We start from the raw sequence: 16,990 nt of genomic DNA, 5'->3' as shown, positions 1-16,990 counted from the left end.
CCGCGGTGATGGCGTTCTCCTCTGCCCCGACAGGAGGATTTCCGTGAACCCCGTGTCACGCTCGGTCATACCTCTGACCCTCACCTTGGCCGCGATCACGCTGACCGCGGCCTGCACCACCGGTACCGCGGGACCGAACGGCTCTCCGGGTACGGCCCCGGCCGCCGGAGCGGCGGAAATCCCGGGAATGCCCGACCCCGCTGCCGAAGCGGCGCCCGGTGTCGCCGCGGCGATCCTGTTCGACCTCGGACCGATCGTCACCGACACCAACGGCTTCACGCTCTACCGCTACGACAAGGACTCGGTCGACCCGCCCCGATCGAATTGCACCGAAACCTGTTCTCGGACCTGGATTCCCGCCAAAGCGGACGGCGACCTCGTGGTGACCGGGATCGATCGGGCCCTCGTCGGCACCGTGACCAGGGACGACGGCAGCAAGCAGGTCACGCTCGCGGGCTGGCCGCTCTATCGCAACGCCGACGACGCGATGCCCGGCAACACCGGCGGGCAGGGTGTCGACGACGCGTGGTTCCCCGCCAAGCCGGACGGGACGAAAGTGCTGCTCACCGCGGACACCTGGCAGGCCGATGACCTCGGCATCTGACGCCCCTCGCGGGTTCTTGCGCGTGGTGCTCGTCCTGGTGACGACGGCCGCGGCGACCTTGCTCGGCCCCATCGGCGACGCGCACGCCCAAGAACTCTCCGCGGCGGACAAGAACCTGATCGTCAACGTCAAACTGGCCGGCCTGTGGGAAATGCCCGCTGGGATGTGGGCGCAGGAACGCGGGAAGAGCAAGCGGACCCGCGAGGTCGGCCGCACGCTGATGATCGACCACGGCAGGCTCGACACCGCGACGCACGCCATCGCCGACCGTTTCGGCATCGCCCTCCCGCGCGAACCGTCGGATCAGCAGTCCGCGTGGCTCGGCGAGATGAAGGCCGCCCGCGACGACAGCGAGTTCGACCGGATCTTCGCGAACCGGCTCCGGTACGCGCACGGGGTGCTGTTCCCCGTCATCGCCCAGGTCAGGGCCGGAACCCGCAACGACGTCGTCCGTGACTACGCCACCACGGCCAACCAGGCGGTGCTGCGGCATATGACCCTGCTGGAGAGCACCGGTGTCGTCGACCAGTCGCTGCTGCCGGAGGCCCCGGTGCCGCAGTCGAATTCGGCCAACAGCGCGATGGACGTCGGCTTCGGCGACTTCGCCCTCGGCCTGCTGCTCGCCGTGGTGCTCGGCGGCGGGCTGTTCTACGCCCTCCGGACGCTGCGCAGCAAGAACACCCGGACCCGCAAACGCGCGGCCGCCGCCGAACCGGAACCGGTTCCCAGTGCCCCAGGAGAGATCAATGTATGACCAGTGGTCCGAGGTGGTGATCGTCCTGACCCAGAGAACGGACACCGACTCCGGCATCAAGGGCATGGCGCAGACCTCCGCCCGGATCTCGTACGGCTTCATGTGCCTCACCCTGTGCTGGGGCGTGTTCACCGCGACCGGCTGGATCAAGTCGCTGACCGGACGGAAGGCGCTGCGCAACTCCCATATGGTGCTCGGCATCCTGACGCTGTCGTTCGGCGTCGTGCACGCGATGTCGTTCCTGTTCCTGCCCGACGGCTTCACGCTCGCGCAGATCACCATCCCGCTCCTGCCGGGCACGCTGGCGCGGCACGAACTCGGCGTCCTCGGGCTCGAGGTCATGATCGCCGTCGCGCTGACCGGCGGGATCAGCCGGTTCAGCTCCTACCGGCGCTTCCTGTGGATCCACCGGCTCGCCTATCCGGCGGTCGCGATCACCGCGCTGCACGCCTTCTTCGGTGCCATGGCCAACGGGCACCTCGGCCTCCTGTGGTTCGGCGGGATCACGCTGCTGGTCCCCGTGGTGGTGCTGACCGCGCTGCGGTTCACGCCCACCCGGTACCTGGAACGGCTGGGCCTGGTCGAAGAACTGGTCTGACGACTTGGAGAAACGAAAAATGATCTTCGGAAGCGTACGGCGCGGCACTCGCGTCAGCGTCGACAACGAGCGGTGCGAGATCTTCGGCTTCTGTGAGATGGAAGCACCCGCCACCTTCAAGATCGGACCGGACGGCAAGCTCCGCATCCGCCGGATGGTCGACCGGGACGGGTTGGACCAGGCCATCTCCGCCGCCCGGCTCTGCCCGAAACAAGCCATCAGAGTCAAGGGAGAAGGGGCGTACGACGATGAGTGACGGAGATCGGATCGTCATCGTCGGTGCCGGCGTCGCCGGTCTCCGCTCCGCGGAACGGTTGCGGGAACTCGGTTTCGACGGCGAGATCGTGCTGGTCGGCGACGAGCCGCGCAAGCCGTACCACCGGCCGATGGTGTCGAAGGAACTCATCACCGGCGGGGTGAAACCGGTGGCCGCGAGCCTGGAGCCGTACCTCGACCTGGATGTCCACTGGCGGCTCGGCACCCGCGCGACCTGGCTCGACACGAAGGAACGCACGGTGCACCTGCCGGGCGGGGAATCCCTCTGGTACGACGGCCTGATCGTCGCGACCGGCGTCTACCCCCGGCATCTGCCCGGCTCGCCGCGCCACGACCCCCGGGTGCGGGTGCTGCGCACGGTGGAGGACTCACTCGCCGTACGACGGGCGTTGGGGAACAGCAACAAATCCGTCGTGGTGATCGGCAGCGGCCTGATCGGGAACGAGTTCGCCGCGTCGATGCGGTACATGGGCCGGGACGTCACGCTCATCGGTCACGCGAAGGCGCCTTTGCACCGCTTCGGGGAGCGGATCGCGTCGGCGCTCACCAAGGAACATCAGCACCATCGCGCCAAGCTGGCGATGAACACCGAGGTGCGGAACTGGATCAGCACCAAGGAGACGGTCGGGCTGCACCTGACCAACAACCAGTTCCTGGTGGCCAGCTGCGTGGTGCTCTCGATCGGCAGCGTGCCCGCCGTGGACTGGCTGCGTGGTTCGGAACTGACCATCGACGACGGCGTCCTGTGCGAATCGACCCTGTTCGCCGTCGGGGCGGAGGACGTCGTGGTCGCCGGAGACGTCGCGAAATGGCCGAACCTGCGCATCGACGAGACGCCCCGGCGGGTCGAGCACTGGATGAACGGCGTCGAATCCGGCCGCGCGGCGGCGGAAAGCCTGATGCTGGGCCGCGGCAACGCCCGGCCGTACACGCCGCTCCCCCGCGCCTGGTCTTCCCTGTACGACGCGCGGTTGCAGACCGTCGGGATGCCGTCGCTGGGCAAGGACACGATCGAACTCTCCGACGGGGTCACCGGTTTCGTCCGCGACGGAAGGCTCATCGGCGCGGTGGGCTGGGACCGGCCGAAGGCGATGATCCACTGGACCGCCGAACTCGACCGGCGGCTGCCGGTGCCCCAGCCGGTGTCCCCCGCCCCCGCCGTTCCTTCGTTCGCGGCGACGCCGATCGGGGAGGACATCCTGGCCCCGTTCGAGCGGGACTTCCTGTCCGAAACCCCGACCGAAGCCGTTCCCACGCCGGAAAGGATGCCCTGGGCTCGCGTTCCCGCCGGGTGACCCGGGATCGCGATCGGACCGGGGCCGCGCGCGGCGGCCGCGGTCCCTCAGGTGGCGGTGGGTCGCCGGGCCTCCGCGCCCACCGCCACCCCCTTTGGGGACGCCGGGAGGAACCGGGACCGACGGTGATTCGGGCTCCGTCGGAACCCCGCCCTCCGGGCTCCCCTTATCCGGTCGGGGCCCTTCCAGGCATGACTCACCTGGGAGGGCCCCGATCCATGCGGTGGACACGGGCTCCCGCCCGCATCGCTCCAGGGACGCTCCCTCGCGTCGAGCCGCCCACGGCGGAACGCGTTGCGAAAGCCACTTTCGCAACACCGCTTTTCCCGCGTGATCGGAGGCGCAACTCGCGTGCTTGGAGGCGTAACTCGCGTGTCTGGAGGCGTAACTCGCGTGGGCGGTGTCCGATCACGGGAGTTACGCGTCTGCACACGCGAGTTACGTCTCTGATCACGCGAGTTTCGTCTTCAAGCATGCGGGATCCGGCTACTCACGAGGCCGGCGCCTTCACGACCACGGTGTCCTCCGGCCCGACGACACGTCCGTTTGACGCCCGGACCTCGAGTCCCCGCAGCGGGCGTCCGCCGTCGCGGTCCACCAGTTCCGACCGCGGTTCCCCTTCGGCGAAGAAGTGCGCCTCTCCCCATTGCCGCAGCGCGACGATCACCGGGAACAGGTCGCGTCCCTTCGGCGTCAGGACGTATTCGCGGTAGGTGCTCCCGTCGGAGGCCGGGACCACGTCGAGTACCCCGTGCCCGACGAGCGCCCGCAGCCGCGCGGACAGGATGTTCTTCGCGACACCCAGGCTGCGCTGGAACTCACCGAAGCGGCGGACGCCGTCGAAGGCGTCGCGCACGATCAGGAGTGACCACCAGTCGCCGATCGTGTCGACCGAGCGCGCCACCGGGCACGAAGCTTCGTCGAACGTCGTCCGCTTCACCATGGTTGCATCTTACAACCGTGATGCTCTAGCGTCCGAGTGGTAGCAAGTTGAAACCACTTGGAGAGTTCGTGCACCGCGGGGTCGTCCTGTTGTTCGCCGTGGCCGCCGGGACGGCCGTCGCCACGATCTACTTCGCCCAGCCGTTGCTCGTCACCATGGGCGCGGATCTCGGTATCGCCGCGTCGACCGTCGGCGGGATCGTCACGCTCACCCAGGACGGCTACGGGCTGGGCCTGTTCCTGCTGGTCCCGCTCGGCGACCTGCTCGACCGGCGGCGGCTCGTCGTCGGGCTGCTGACGCTGCTGGCGATCGCCGAACTGGTCGCCGCGACCGCCGCGAACGGTGTGGTGCTGCTCGCCGGGATGGCGGCGATCGGTGTGCTCGCGGTGGTCACGCAGCTCCTGGTCGCGTTCGCGGCGTCGCTGGCCGGGCCAGCCGAACGCGGACGCGTGGTCGGACTCGTGACGACCGGCGTCGTCCTCGGGATCCTGCTCGCGCGCACGGTGTCCGGCACGCTGGCCGACCTCGCCGGCTGGCGCGCGGTGTACGTCGTGTCCGCGGGCGTGACCGTGGTGATCGCGATCGTTCTGTACCGGGTACTTCCCGCCACGGCTCCGGGAAACGCCATGAACTACGGGCGGCTACTGCGGTCCACGTTGTCGCTTTTCGCCGAAGAACCCGTCTTCCGGACGCGCGGCGCACTCGCGCTGCTGATCTTCGCCGCGTTCGGCACCTTGTGGAGTTCGGTCGCGTTGCCGCTCAGCGACGACGGCCTGTCGCACACCGCCATCGGCGCTTTCGGGCTCGCCGGGGCGGCGGGCGCGCTGGCGGCGGCACCCGCGGGTCGGCTCGCGGACCGCGGCCGGGCGCAGTGGACGACCGGGTTCGCGCTCGGGCTGCTCCTGCTGTCGTGGGTGCCGCTGGGTTTCACCCGCGCGTCGCTGTGGGCTTTGGTCGCGGGCGCGATCCTGCTCGACCTCGCCGTCCAAGCGGTGCACGTCTCGAGCCAGACCCTGATCTACCCGTTGCGCCCGGACGCCGGGAGCAGGCTGATCGGCGGGTACATGATCTTCTACTCGGTCGGCAGCGGCGTCGGGGCCATCAGTTCGACGGCCGTCTACGCCGTCGCGGGCTGGACCGGAGTTTGCCTGCTGGGCGCGGGTTTCAGCGCCTTGGCACTCGGCGTGTGGAGCGTCAAAGGCGTTCGATGATCGTCACGTTCGCCGTCCCGCCGCCTTCACACATCGTCTGTAGCCCATAGCGCCCGCCTCGCCGTTCGAGTTCGTGCAGCAGGGTCGCGAACAGTTTCGTGCCGGTCGCCCCGATGGGATGACCGAGCGCGATGCCGCCGCCGTTGACGTTGACGCGATCCGGATCGGCGCCCGTCTCCTCGATCCACGCCAGGACGACACTCGCGAACGCCTCGTTGACCTCGAACAGGTCGATGTCGTCGATGCTCAGCCCGGTTTTCCGCAGCGCGTGCGCGGTCGCCGGGATGGGCCCGGTCAGCATCCACACCGGATCGGCCGCCCGCACGGACAGATGGTGGATCCTGGCGCGCGGGGTGAGGCCGTGTTCCTCGACGAACTTCTCCGAAGCGATGAGCGTCGCGCTGGCACCGTCCGAGATCTGGCTGGCCACGGCCGCGGTGATGCGGGATCCCTCGCTCAGCGGTTTCAGCCCGGCCATCCGTTCCAACGTGGTGTCGCGCCTGGGCCCCTCGTCCAGGGCGGCACCGGCGAACGGCGTGATCTCGGCGGCGAACCGGCCTTCGTCGATGGCCGCGATCGCCCGCCGATGACTGCGGAAGGCGTACTCCTCCATCGCTTCACGGGTCAGGTCCCAGTGTTCGGCGATCATGTCGGCGCTGCGGAACTGCGAAACCTCGACGCTGCCGTACCGCTCCTGCCAGCCCTTCGAGCCGGAGAACGGGTCTTCGAAGCCGTACTCGCGCCCCGCCAGCATCGCCGCGCCGATCGGGATGGCGCTCATGTTCTGCACGCCGCCGGCGAGCACGAGATCCATCGTCCCGGACAGCACCGCCTGCGCGGCGAAGTGCACGGCCTGCTGGCTCGAACCGCACTGCCGGTCGATCGTCACGCCCGGCACGTGATGCCCGAAGCCCGCCGCGAGCCACGCCGTCCGCGCGATGTTCCCGGACTGCGGCCCGAGCGTGTCGCAACAGCCGAGGATGACGTCGTCGACCAGATCGGCCTCGACACCCGCTCGTTCGACGACGGCCTGGATGACGTGGGCGCCGAGGTCTGCGGAATGGACACCGCTGAGGGCTCCCCCGCGCTTGCCGACCGGTGTCCGGACCGCGTCCAGCACATATGCCTCAGCCACGGCGTCTCCTTGTCTTGGTCGCGATGCCGTCCAGAAGGATCCCGAGGTACTGCTGCGCGACGTCGTCCGCGCTCAGCGTGCCGCCGGGGTTGTACCAGCGCACCGCCACCCAGACGGTGTCGCGGATGAACCGGTAGGTGAGTTCGACGTCGAGGTCCTCGCGGAACACGCCTGCCGCGATGCCGTCGGTGAGGATCCCGTTCCACAGCTTGCGGAATTCGGTGTTGCGGTCGGTGAGGTAGTCGAAGCGAGGCAATTGCATCAGATGCTTCGCCTCGGACTGGTAGATCGCCACCTCGGCGGGCCGCCGGTGAATGGATTCGAACGACGCCACGACGACGGCTTCGAGTGTTTCCCGCGGCCCTTTCCCTTCCGCGACGATCTCGGCGTAGGCACCGAAGAGTTCGTCGAGGAATCCGGTCAGGATCTCGTCGGCCATCGACTCCTTCGAGTCGAAATGGTGGTAGAGGCTGCCCGACAGGATCCCGGCCGCGTCCGCGATGTCCCGCACGGTGGTGGAGACGTAGCCGCGCTCGGCGAACAGCTTCGCCGCCAGTGCGAGCAGTTCGGCCCGGCGGGACCCTGGACTGGCTTTCATCGGAACCTCACGCATGCTGGGAACTCACGGACACGACCTCGCCGGTGAGGTACGACGAGTACTCACTGGCGAGGAACACCATCACATTCGCCACCTCCCACGGTTCCGCCGCCCTCCCCGAGACCTCGCGCGCGGTGAGCTCGGTGAGCAGTTCCTCGCTGGTCACCTTGGCCAGGAACGGATGCATGGCCAGGCTCGGCGCGACGGCGTTGACCCGGATGCCGTGTTCGGCGACGTCGACGGCCGCACATCGGGTGAGCGCCATGACGCCCGCCTTCGCGGCGGCGTAGTGGGCCTGCCCGGCCTGCGCCCGCCACCCGATCACGGACGCGTTGTTGACGATCACGCCGCCGTCGCCCTGCGCGATGAACCGCTTCACCGCGGCCCTCGTCGCGCGGAAGGTGCCGTTGAGGGTCACATCGATGACGCGGGCCCATTCCTCGTCCGCCATGTCCACAAGGGACTTCGTGCCGCCGAGACCCGCGTTGTTGATGAGTACGTCGACCCGGCCGTAGTGCGCGGCGGCTCCATCGATGAGCGCCTGGACCTGCTCTTCTCGCGTGACGTCGCAGGGAATCGCGTGGACGTCGCCGAGTTCGGCCGCCTTCTCGCCGAGGCGCCGCTCGTGCCAGTCGCTGATCACGACGCGGGCACCTTCCTCCAGCGCGCGTTTCGCCACCGCGGAACCGATCCCGGTGCCGGCCGCCGCCGTCACCACGACCACCTTGTCCCGCAGGAGGTTCGCCCCCTCGGGGTACTTGGGTACCGGAATCACGGTCGCACCTCCCGTGGCAGGCCGAGCACTCGCTCGGCGATGACGTTGCGCTGGATTTCGTTGGAGCCGCCGTAGATCGTGTCGGCGCGGGTGAAGAGGAAGAGCCGTTGCCAGGCGTCGAGCCCGTCTTCCGCGAGCATGCCCCGCGCGCCGCGGACGAGCATCGCCAGCTCCCCAAGGTCGCGGTGCCAGTTCGCCCAGACCAGTTTGGACACTTCGGCCACCCCCGGTGACGAGTCGCCGAGAGTGCGGATCGCCTGCGCCCGCATGACCTCCAGGCCGACCCAGGCGCGGTCGATCCGTTCGGCGATCACCGGGTCGTCCGGGGCGATCCTGGTGATTTCTTCGAGTTCCCGGCGGAAGCCGACCTGCTGCCCGAGCGTCGCGACACCGCGCTCGAACGCGAGGGTGCCCATGGCCACCCGCCAGCCGTCGCCGGGTTCGCCGACGACGAGGTCTTTCGCCGTGCGGGCACCGTCGAAGAAGACTTCGTTGAACTCGGAGGTCCCGGTGAGCTGCTGGATCGGGCGGACCTCGACCCCGGGCTGCCGCATCGGAACGAGCAAATAGGACAGTCCTTTGTGGCGTTTCGAACCGGGTTCGGTGCGGGCGAGCACGAAACACCAGTCGGCCACGTGCGCGAGAGACGTCCACACCTTCTGGCCGTTCAGCACCCACTCGTCGCCCTCGAGGGTCGCGGTGGTCGACACGGCCGCGAGATCGGAACCGGCGCCGGGTTCGGAATAGCCCTGGCACCACAGTTCCTCGACGGCCACGATCGGCGGCAGAAACCTCTTTTGCTGCTCGGGTGTGCCGAAAGCGATCAAGGTGGGACCGAGGAGTTCCTGGGCCAGGTGGCTCACCCTGGCCGGCGCGCCCGCTCGCGCGTACTCCTCGTGGAAGACGACCTGCTGTTCCAGTGTCGCGCCCTGGCCGCCGTGCTCGACCGGCCAGCCGACGCAGGTCCAGCCCGCCGCCGCGAGCCGCCGCTCCCATTCCACTCGTTCGTCGAAGGCCTCGTGCTCCCGCCCCGGACCGCCCAAACCGCGCAGTTCCGGCGGCAGGTTGTCCGCCAGCCAGGTGCGCACACGGTCACGGAAACCGTCCTGAGCCACGCCTGCCTCCTCTAGCCAAACCAGAGCCTGCTGCGTAGGCTACCCTACCAAGCACTTGCTAGGGAGACTTCAATGGTCGAAGGAACCATTCCGGCGGCGCTCGACAGGGCCGCGGAGCGCTTCGCCGGGCGCGAAGCGTTGGTCGACGGCGAAGTCCGCCTCACCTATGCCGAACTCGCCCGCCGGGTGCGTCAGGCGGCGCGGTTCTTCGAAGGCCACGAACGGGTCGCGATCTGCTCCCCCAACACGTGGCACTGGGTCGTCGCCGGGCTCGGCGCGCTGTACGCCGGGGCGACACTCATTCCGGTCAACACCCGCTTCACCGCCCGCGAGACCATCGACGTTCTCCAGCGCGCGAGGGTGTCCGCGCTGGCGATCACCGGCACCTTCCTCGGCACGGATCGGCTGGCGGATCTCGGCCCTTCCCGCCCCGGCACCGTCTTGCGCATCCCTGTCGAGGGCGTCGAAGACCCCGTCGACGGCGTCACGGAATGGGACGCCCTCGCCGGTCTCGACAGCGATCTCGTCAGTCCCGCGAAACCGGACGACGTCAGCGACATCCTGTTCACCTCCGGGACCACCGGCCGCAGCAAGGGCGCGATGAGCAGTCACCGGCAGGCGCTGAGCGTCGCCGAAGCCTGGGGCGATTGCGGCGGTCTGACGGAGGAAGACCGCTACCTCGTGATCAACCCGTTCTTCCACAGCTTCGGTTACAAGGCGGGGATCCTCGCCGCGGTGCTGCGCGGCGCGGCGATCCTGCCGCAGCGCACCTTCGACGTCCGGGAAACCCTGCGCCTCGTCGAAACCGAGCGCGTCACGGTGCTCCCCGGCGCGCCGACGATCTACCAGGTCCTGCTGGACGCGCCCGAACGCGCGAACCACGATCTGTCCAGCCTCCGGCTCGCCGTCACCGGTGCCGCCACCGTGCCGGTCACACTCGTCGAGCGGATGCGGAAGGACCTGAACTTCGACACCGTGCTCACCGCGTACGGCCTGACGGAAGCCGTGGTGGCCACGATGTCCCGTCCCGAGGACGACGCCGATCTCGTGGCGAACTTCTCGGGCCGCGCGACAGCGGGCTTCGAGGTGAAACTCGGTGAGCACGACGAAGTCCTGCTGCGCGGGCCGAACGTGATGCTCGGGTATCTCGACGATCCGGACGCCACCGCGAAGGCCGTCGACGCCGACGGCTGGCTTCACACCGGCGATGTCGGCGTGCTCGACGAACGCGGCTACCTGCGGATCGTCGACCGGATCAAGGACATGTACGTCTGCGGCGGGTTCAACGTCTACCCGGCCGAGATCGAGCAGGTGCTGAGCCGCCTGGACGGCGTCGCGGAAGCCGCCGTCGTCGGCGTGCCGGACGAACGGCTCGGCGAGGTCGGCAAGGCCTTCGTCCGGCTGAGCCCGGGAGCAGGACTGTCCACAGAGGATGTCCTGACGCACTGCGAGGGCGAATTGGCCAACTACAAGATCCCTCGATTTGTCGACTTCGTGGCGGAACTTCCGCGAAACCTGTCAGGGAAGGTGCTGAAACGCGTGTTGCGGGAGGAGAACGGATGACCGTCGAGTACGAGCGACGCGGGCCGGTGGCCGTCGTCACGATGAACCGGCCGGAGTACCGGAACGCGCAGAACTCGGCGATGACCTACGCGCTCGACGCCGCGTTCGCCCGCGCCGTAGACGATCCCGAGGTCAAGGTGATCGTGCTGGCCGGGGCGGGCAAGCATTTCTCCGCCGGGCACGACATCGGGACGCCGGAACGCGACGTGGACGTTTCCTTCGAGCGCAAGGCGGTCCTGTGGTGGGACCACGTCGGCGCGGAAGGCGGCGACCAGCGGTTCGCCCGCGAATCCGAGGTCTATCTCGGCATGTGCCGACGGTGGCGCGAGATCCCGAAGCCGACGATCGCGAGTGTGCAGGGCGCGTGCATCGCGGGCGCGCTCATGCTGGCCTGGGTATGCGACATGATCGTCGCTTCCGACGACGCGTTCTTCGCCGATCCCGTGGTACGCATGGGGATTCCCGGTGTCGAGTACTTCGCGCACCCGTGGGTCCTCGGCCCGCGCGCGGCCAAGGAGGTGCTGTTCACCGGTGAGCGTTTCACGGCGCAGCAGGCCAAGGAATGGGGCATGCTGAACCGCGTCGTCCCGCGCGCCGACCTCGAAACCGAGACGATGGCGCTGGCGGAGAAGATCGCGGTGATGCCGAGGATGGGGCTCGCGCTCGCCAAGAAGGCCGTGAACCAGGCCGAGGACCTGATGGGTCTCCGGTCCGGAATGGACTCCGTGTTCGGGCTGCATCACTTCGCGCACGCGCACAACGCCGAGCTGTCCGGCGGCGACTCCTTGGGCGGGCAGGACGCGCGCTCGATGCGAGACGCGAACAGGTCCTCGTGATGGATCTCGATCTCGACGAGCGCACGCTCGCCTTCCGTGACGAGGCCCGCGCCTGGCTCGCCGCGAACGTTCCCGCCGAGCCACTGAAATCGTTCGACACCGCCGAGGGATTCGCACAGCACCGCGCGTGGGAAGCCGAACTGACCGATGCCCGGTGGTCGGTCGTCTCGTGGCCGCGCGAATTCGGCGGTCGGGACGCGAGCCTCCTCGAGTGGGTGCTGTTCGAAGAGGAGTACTACGCGGCCGGCGCGCCGCTGCGGGTCAACCAGAACGGCATCTTCATGCTCGCGCCCACGCTGTTCTCCCATGGCACGGAAGAACAGCAACGCCGCGTCCTGCCGAAGATGGCACGCTCGGAGGAGGTCTGGGCGCAGGCCTGGTCGGAACCCGAGGCGGGCAGCGACATCGCCGCCCTCCGGAGCACCGCCACCCGCTGTGACGGCGGCTGGCGGGTCAGCGGGCAGAAGACGTGGAGCTCGCGGGCCACGTTCGCCGACCGGGCGTTCGGGCTCTTCCGCAGCGATCCGGATTCGGTGCGGCACAAGGGGCTCACCTATCTCATGGTGGATCTGCGGGCCGAGGGCGTCACCGTCCGGCCGATCCCCCAGCTGGACGGTGAACCGGGGTTCGCCGAGATCTTCTTCGACGACGTCTTCGTCCCCGACGAGGACGTGATCGGCACGCCGGGCGAGGGCTGGCGGGTCGCGATGACGACGGCGAACAACGAACGCGGCCTGTCCTTGCGCAGCCCCGGCCGGTTCCTCGCCGCGGCCGACAGGCTGGTCTCGCTCTGGCACGACGCCGGACGTCCCGCGCACACCGCGGATCGCGTCGCCGACGCGTGGATCGGCGCGCGGGCCTACCAGCTGTACACCCTCGGCACGGTCACCCGCCTTTCCGACGGTGCCGAGCTCGGCCCGGAGTCGAGTGTCAACAAGCTGTTCTGGTCGCATCTCGACGTCGCCCTGCACGAAACCGCGCTCGACATCCTCGGCCCGGACGCCGAGCTGCGGGGCCCGTGGAGCGACGGCTGGCTGTTCTCGCTGGCGGGCCCGATCTACGGCGGGACCGACCAGATCCAGCGGTCCATCGTCGCCGAACGGCTGCTCGGCCTGCCGAAGGGGGCTCGATGAGGTTCACGCTCGCCGGTGAGCAGGAGCAGTTCTCCCGCAGCCTGCACGATCTTCTGTCCGGTGTGGACACCGACTCGGCCGGCCGGTCCTGGGCGGCGGGCGATCACGGCCCCGGACTCAAGATCTGGCGGCGGCTGGCGGAACTCGGCGTGACCGCGCTGGCCGTCCCCGAGAAGTACGACGGGCTCGGTGCCACCCCGATGGATCTGGCCGTGGGCTTCGAACGACTCGGCTACCACTGTGTTCCCGGGCCGTGGACCGACACCGTGGCCGTCCTGCCGTCCTTGCTGGACGACGAACTGCTGACGTCCGTCGCGTCCGGTGAGACGCTGGCGTCGGTGGCTTTCGCTCCGCATGTGCCGTATGCCTTGGATTCCGACGTCGCGGACGCGCGCCTCGCCGTCGAGAACGGCAGGCTGCGCGCGTTCACCCCCGGCGCACTTCTGTCCTCTGTGGATAGTTCACGACGACTGTTCCCCCCGGTGACGGGCGACGATCTGGGTACCGCACTCGACGCGGAGCGCGCGTTCGAACTGGGCGTCCTCGCCACCTCCGCGCAGCTGCTCGGCGCGGGGCGGTGGCTGCTCGACACCTCCGTCGCGTACGCCGCGCAACGCAAGCAGTACGGCCGTGAGATCGGCGGCTACCAGGCGGTCAAACATCTGCTCGCCGACGTCGCGACCGGGCTCGCGCTGGCCGAACCGCTGCTGTTCGGTGCGGCCGTCACCCTGGACCGGCGTGACATCTCCGCGGCCAAGGTGGCGTGCGGCGACGCCGCGCATCTCGCCGCCCGGACCGGGCTGCAGGTGCACGGCGCGATCGGCTACACCGCGGAACACGCGCTCGGCCTGCGGCTGACCAGGGTCCGCGCGCTGGTCGGCGTGTGGGGTACGCCGCGGTTCCACCGGGAGCGGGTGCTGTCATGATCTTCACCGCCGAGCAGGACGCGTTGCGGGACAGCGTGCGGAAACTGCTGGACCGGGAAGCGGATCCCTGGCCGGAACTGTGCGAACAGATCGGCGTGGCGGCGCTGGCCGTCCCCGAACGGTTCGGCGGGCTCGGCGCCGGGACGGCGGAACTGCAGGTGGTCGCCGAAGAACTGGGCAGGGTCCTCGCCGACGTCCCGTTCCTCGGTTCGGCCATCCTCGCCGTGCACGCGGTCCTGGCCACCGGCGACGACGAAGCTTGCGAGCGGCTGCTCCCCCGCCTCGCCGAAGGTGTCGTCGGCGCGGTGGCCTGGACCGGCGCCGAAGGCTCATGGAGCGAGCCGGCCTGCCGCGTCGTCGACTCCGCGGTGGAGGGGGAAGCGCACTACGTCCTCCACGGCGACGAAGCCGAGATCCTCCTCGTGGTGGCCGACGGCTCGCTGTACGAGGTTTCCGACGCCCGTCGTGTCCGGACTCCGGCGATGGACGAAACCCGGCGACTGGCCAGGGTGACCTTCGACCGCGCCCCCGCCCGGCTGATCGGCCCGGTCGACCTCGGCACGCTGCGCGACGTCGCGTGCGCCGTCCTGGCCGCCGAACAGGCCGGAGCCGCGGCACGCGCTTTCGAGCTGACGGTGGAATACAGCAAGCAGCGGCACCAGTTCAGCAGGCCGATCGGCGGCTTCCAGGCGCTGAAGCATCGGATGGCGGATCTCTACGTCCTGGTCGAGACGGCGCGTTCGGCGGCCTACGCGGCTCCGGAGTCGAGCAGGCTGGCCGCGGTGGCGAAGGTGCACTGCTCGGAAGCGCTGGCGACCGTGGCTGGTGAGATGATCCAGCTGCACGGCGGGATCGCGATCACCTGGGAGCATCCGGCGCACCGTTATTTCAAGCGGGCACACGGCGCGGCGCACCTTTTCGGTGCTCCCGGCGAACACCTCGGACGGGTGCGACCGCCGTTATCGTGAGCCGGTGGTGAGGGCCCACTGGTGGGACCGGTCGTCTCGACGGACGATCTGGTCGTCGTGTCACACCGGCCCGGCGACTTCCCCGGGTACCTGTTCGTCGAGACCCGGCGGCACGTGGCGGCACTCGATGAGCTGACCGCAGACGAGGTCTCGGCGGTGTCGCGGGCGGCCTGGTGCGCGGCTCGCGGCCTGCGGGCGGAGCTGGCTCCGGAACACGTGTTCTCCGCCATCGCCGGACGAAGTGTCGCGCATTTCCATCAGCACGTTTTCGCGCGGCATCAGGGAACGCCGGCGGAGGTCGGCTGGCTCGATGGTCCTTTGCGGTGGCCGGTTGGCGGGCTATTTCTGAGCCAGGAACCGGGTGATGGCCCGGATGCGGTCACCGTCGAGGGTGAGGACCATCAGCCCTGCCGGTGTCTCGCCGTGGCGACAGAGGAAGGCGGGCTGGTTGTTCGCCCGCGTCGGCGTCATGGTGAACCCCCGCACCGGAATGGCCATGGTGACGCGAAGGAAACGGGCGATCGCTTCGAGACCGTGGTACTCGTGCGGCGCCGGCGGCATGGCGAGCCACGCGTCGTCGGTGAGCAGGCTGAGGACGCCGTCGAGGTCGCCCGCGGTGAAGGCGTCGGCGAACCGCTTGGTCAGCTCGCGTTCCCGAGGTGAAGGGCGGTGGCCCGCGCCGTCGCGATGCTTGTCGAGCGAGGCGCGGGCGCGCTGGAGGATGCCCTTGACCGCCGTCTCGGTGGTGCCGAGCATGCTCGCGACCTCAGCGGCGGAGAAGCAGAGGACGTCCCGCAGGACGAGTGTGGCGGCCTGGCGCGGCGGGAGGAGCTGGAGTCCGGTGATGAAGGCGAGTTCGACCGCTTCCCTGGTGCTGTAGCGCGCTTCGGGGCCGGGCTCGCCGGCGGCGAGTTCGTCCGGATACGGCTGCAACCAGGTCACCTCACCGCGTCGGCTCGGCTCCGGCGGGTCGAACGGCGGCACCGGTTCGGGTGGCCGACGGCGGCCCGCGGTCCGCAGGAGGTTGAGGCAGCGGTTGGTGGCGATGCGGTACAGCCAGGTGCGAAGCGACGAGCGGCCCTCGAAGCCGTCGAGACCCTTCCAAGCGGCAAGGAGCGTCTCCTGGACGGCGTCCTCGGCGTCGGTGAGGGAGCCGAGGATCCGGTAACAGTGCAGGTGCAGCTCATGCCGATAGGTGTCGGTGAGCTCGCGAAAGTCCTCCGTTGCCCGCACGGCCGCAATCCTGTCACGACCTTTTTCGCGGCGCACCGTTCCGTTCCGGGCGGAGGTGGTGTCTGACGAGGTGAAGATCGACGAAAGGAACCATCATGACCAGTCCCGCCTTGGATGTCGCGCTCTCCTACCACCGCGCGTGGACGGGCAAGGACTTCGAGAAGGCGATGACACATGTCGCCGACGACATCGTCTGCCACACACCCGCCGGTCGCCTTTCCGGCGCGGCGGCGTTCCGCGGGTTCATGGGCCCGTTCACCGAGATCCTGACCGGCTCGACCCTGCTTTCGGCGTTCGGGGACGAAACGACCGCGTTGCTGATGTACGACACGGAGACCCTGCCGGTGACGAGCGCGCCCGGCGCCGAGTTGCTGACCGTGCGGGAGGGGAAGATCGTGGAGCTGCGGATCATCTTCGACCGGGCTCCCTTCGATGCGGCACGGGAGGCTGCCGCGGGGTCGTGAGTGGCCGAGTCGGTAAGCGCGCTTGGCCGGTGAGCGCGCTTGGCCGGTGAGCGCGCCGACGGGTAGTGAAGGGCTACGCGGGTGACCCACACGCCCCCTCACGAGAACCCGAGTCACTCTTCGCTACCGCACTGGCGTGTGTGTCCCAGGGCATGCGGGTACCAGCCCCCGGTCAGCTCGTCGCGCATCCCAGTAGCTGTGAGCCACCTGTGCCGCACGACCACACTGGTGTGCGCGACCCAGGGCATGCGGGAACCGGCCCCCGGCCAACTCATCGCTCATCCCGGGGCCTGTGAGCACACCTGTGCCGATCAGAAGGGTGGGGTGTCGTTTTCTGGTTCGGGTCGTGGGTGGTGGAGTGGTTCGGGGGTGGTGGTGTAGGTGCGGCCGGTGGGGGTGGTGATGGTCATGCCGCCGTTGCCGGTGGGTTCGGCGCTCCAGCCGGGTTCTTCTTTGAGGAGGTTGTGGATTTTGCAGGTGGCGTGGCAGTTGTGGTGGTCGGTGCCGCCGTTGCGGGCCCAGGTGGTGATGTGGTCGATTTCGGAGAATTCGGCGGAGCGGTG

Annotated in this window: 18 protein-coding genes and 2 pseudogenes; 13 read left to right on the top strand and 7 right to left on the bottom strand. The window is 69.1% G+C overall.

The genetic code is table 11. The features are described from left to right. Positions 1-43: 43 nt before the first annotated feature. The 5 genes from DL990_RS09950 to DL990_RS09930 are packed head-to-tail and all read left to right on the top strand — an operon-like array spanning position 44 to position 3,527. Positions 44-604 (top strand): hypothetical protein, encoded by a 561-nt coding sequence (locus tag DL990_RS09950; RefSeq protein ID WP_125780126.1) that lies wholly within the window; start codon positions 44-46, stop codon positions 602-604. Further along, positions 588-1,358, top strand: a complete 771-nt coding sequence (locus tag DL990_RS09945) for a DUF4142 domain-containing protein (protein WP_125798511.1) — start codon at positions 588-590, stop codon at positions 1,356-1,358. The genes DL990_RS09950 and DL990_RS09945 overlap by 17 nt, the downstream gene beginning before the upstream one ends. Beyond that, a complete protein-coding gene (locus tag DL990_RS09940) occupies positions 1,351-1,956 on the top strand; it encodes a ferric reductase-like transmembrane domain-containing protein (protein ID WP_125780122.1) in 606 nt (201 codons plus the stop codon). Before DL990_RS09945 ends, DL990_RS09940 begins: the two co-directional genes overlap by 8 nt. Positions 1,957-1,975: 19 nt before the next feature. After that, positions 1,976-2,212: a ferredoxin gene (locus DL990_RS09935; RefSeq protein ID WP_005164337.1), complete on the top strand. Its 237-nt coding sequence runs from the start codon at positions 1,976-1,978 to the stop codon at positions 2,210-2,212. Beyond that, positions 2,205-3,527 carry an NAD(P)/FAD-dependent oxidoreductase gene (locus tag DL990_RS09930; RefSeq protein ID WP_125798510.1) on the top strand — a complete coding sequence of 441 codons (1,323 nt, stop codon included), beginning with the start codon at positions 2,205-2,207 and terminating at the stop codon, positions 3,525-3,527. Before DL990_RS09935 ends, DL990_RS09930 begins: the two co-directional genes overlap by 8 nt. Before the next feature lie 490 nt (positions 3,528-4,017). Here the strand turns inward: DL990_RS09930 and DL990_RS09925 are convergent, their stop codons facing one another. After that, positions 4,018-4,470 (bottom strand): helix-turn-helix domain-containing protein, encoded by a 453-nt coding sequence (locus DL990_RS09925; protein ID WP_125798509.1) that lies wholly within the window; start codon positions 4,468-4,470, stop codon positions 4,018-4,020. 47 nt (positions 4,471-4,517) lie between these two features. Here DL990_RS09925 and DL990_RS09920 point away from each other — a divergent pair, with 47 nt between their 5' ends. After that, the gene (locus DL990_RS09920; RefSeq protein WP_370451292.1) at positions 4,518-5,681 is read left to right on the top strand and encodes an MFS transporter; all 1,164 of its coding nucleotides are present in this window, start codon (positions 4,518-4,520) and stop codon (positions 5,679-5,681) included. Here DL990_RS09920 and DL990_RS09915 read toward each other — a convergent pair. Genes DL990_RS09915 through DL990_RS09900 form a run of 4 tightly spaced genes read right to left on the bottom strand, consistent with a single transcriptional unit; the run spans position 5,665 to position 9,304 of the window. Next, positions 5,665-6,816: an acetyl-CoA C-acetyltransferase gene (locus DL990_RS09915; RefSeq protein ID WP_125798508.1), complete on the bottom strand. Its 1,152-nt coding sequence runs from the start codon at positions 6,814-6,816 to the stop codon at positions 5,665-5,667. The genes DL990_RS09920 and DL990_RS09915 overlap by 17 nt on opposite strands. Continuing rightward, positions 6,809-7,414: a TetR/AcrR family transcriptional regulator gene (locus tag DL990_RS09910; RefSeq protein WP_125780113.1), complete on the bottom strand. Its 606-nt coding sequence runs from the start codon at positions 7,412-7,414 to the stop codon at positions 6,809-6,811. The genes DL990_RS09915 and DL990_RS09910 overlap by 8 nt, the downstream gene beginning before the upstream one ends. A 7-nt stretch (positions 7,415-7,421) precedes the next feature. Continuing rightward, entirely contained in the window at positions 7,422-8,189 is a 768-nt protein-coding gene (locus tag DL990_RS09905) for an SDR family oxidoreductase (protein ID WP_125798507.1), read from the bottom strand. Next, on the bottom strand, positions 8,186-9,304 hold the full coding sequence (locus tag DL990_RS09900) for an acyl-CoA dehydrogenase family protein (RefSeq protein WP_125798506.1): 1,119 nt from the start codon (positions 9,302-9,304) through the stop codon (positions 8,186-8,188). The genes DL990_RS09905 and DL990_RS09900 overlap by 4 nt, the downstream gene beginning before the upstream one ends. 72 nt (positions 9,305-9,376) lie before the next feature. On the opposite strand from DL990_RS09900, the gene DL990_RS09895 reads away from it, so the two are divergent. From DL990_RS09895 to DL990_RS41720, 6 genes and pseudogenes are all read left to right on the top strand, one after another. Continuing rightward, the gene (locus tag DL990_RS09895; RefSeq protein ID WP_125798505.1) at positions 9,377-10,867 is read left to right on the top strand and encodes a FadD3 family acyl-CoA ligase; all 1,491 of its coding nucleotides are present in this window, start codon (positions 9,377-9,379) and stop codon (positions 10,865-10,867) included. Then, positions 10,864-11,703 (top strand): enoyl-CoA hydratase, encoded by an 840-nt coding sequence (locus tag DL990_RS09890; RefSeq protein ID WP_125798504.1) that lies wholly within the window; start codon positions 10,864-10,866, stop codon positions 11,701-11,703. Before DL990_RS09895 ends, DL990_RS09890 begins: the two co-directional genes overlap by 4 nt. Continuing rightward, positions 11,703-12,836: an acyl-CoA dehydrogenase family protein gene (locus DL990_RS09885; protein ID WP_125780103.1), complete on the top strand. Its 1,134-nt coding sequence runs from the start codon at positions 11,703-11,705 to the stop codon at positions 12,834-12,836. The genes DL990_RS09890 and DL990_RS09885 overlap by 1 nt, the downstream gene beginning before the upstream one ends. Beyond that, positions 12,833-13,762: an acyl-CoA dehydrogenase family protein gene (locus tag DL990_RS09880; RefSeq protein ID WP_125798503.1), complete on the top strand. Its 930-nt coding sequence runs from the start codon at positions 12,833-12,835 to the stop codon at positions 13,760-13,762. The genes DL990_RS09885 and DL990_RS09880 overlap by 4 nt, the downstream gene beginning before the upstream one ends. Further along, a complete protein-coding gene (locus tag DL990_RS09875) occupies positions 13,759-14,730 on the top strand; it encodes an acyl-CoA dehydrogenase family protein (protein WP_125798502.1) in 972 nt (323 codons plus the stop codon). The genes DL990_RS09880 and DL990_RS09875 overlap by 4 nt, the downstream gene beginning before the upstream one ends. 21 nt (positions 14,731-14,751) lie before the next feature. Beyond that, positions 14,752-14,952 (top strand): annotated as a pseudogene (locus tag DL990_RS41720) (histidine triad (HIT) protein); the annotation flags it as partial. Between the two features lie 117 nt (positions 14,953-15,069). On the opposite strand, the gene DL990_RS09865 reads toward DL990_RS41720, so the two are convergent. Continuing rightward, positions 15,070-15,963 carry an RNA polymerase subunit sigma-70 gene (locus DL990_RS09865; protein WP_125798501.1) on the bottom strand — a complete coding sequence of 298 codons (894 nt, stop codon included), beginning with the start codon at positions 15,961-15,963 and terminating at the stop codon, positions 15,070-15,072. Positions 15,964-16,058: 95 nt separating this feature from the next. On the opposite strand from DL990_RS09865, the gene DL990_RS09860 reads away from it, so the two are divergent. After that, on the top strand, positions 16,059-16,427 hold the full coding sequence (locus DL990_RS09860; protein ID WP_125798500.1) for a nuclear transport factor 2 family protein: 369 nt from the start codon (positions 16,059-16,061) through the stop codon (positions 16,425-16,427). Between the two features lie 311 nt (positions 16,428-16,738). On the opposite strand, the pseudogene DL990_RS09855 reads toward DL990_RS09860, so the two are convergent. Further along, positions 16,739-16,990, bottom strand: a pseudogene (locus DL990_RS09855) (HNH endonuclease); the annotation flags it as partial.

This window comes from Amycolatopsis sp. WAC 01416 (genome assembly GCF_003947485.1).
GTDB lineage: Bacteria > Actinomycetota > Actinomycetes > Mycobacteriales > Pseudonocardiaceae > Amycolatopsis.
This window is presented reverse-complemented; position numbering and strand designations above follow the sequence as displayed.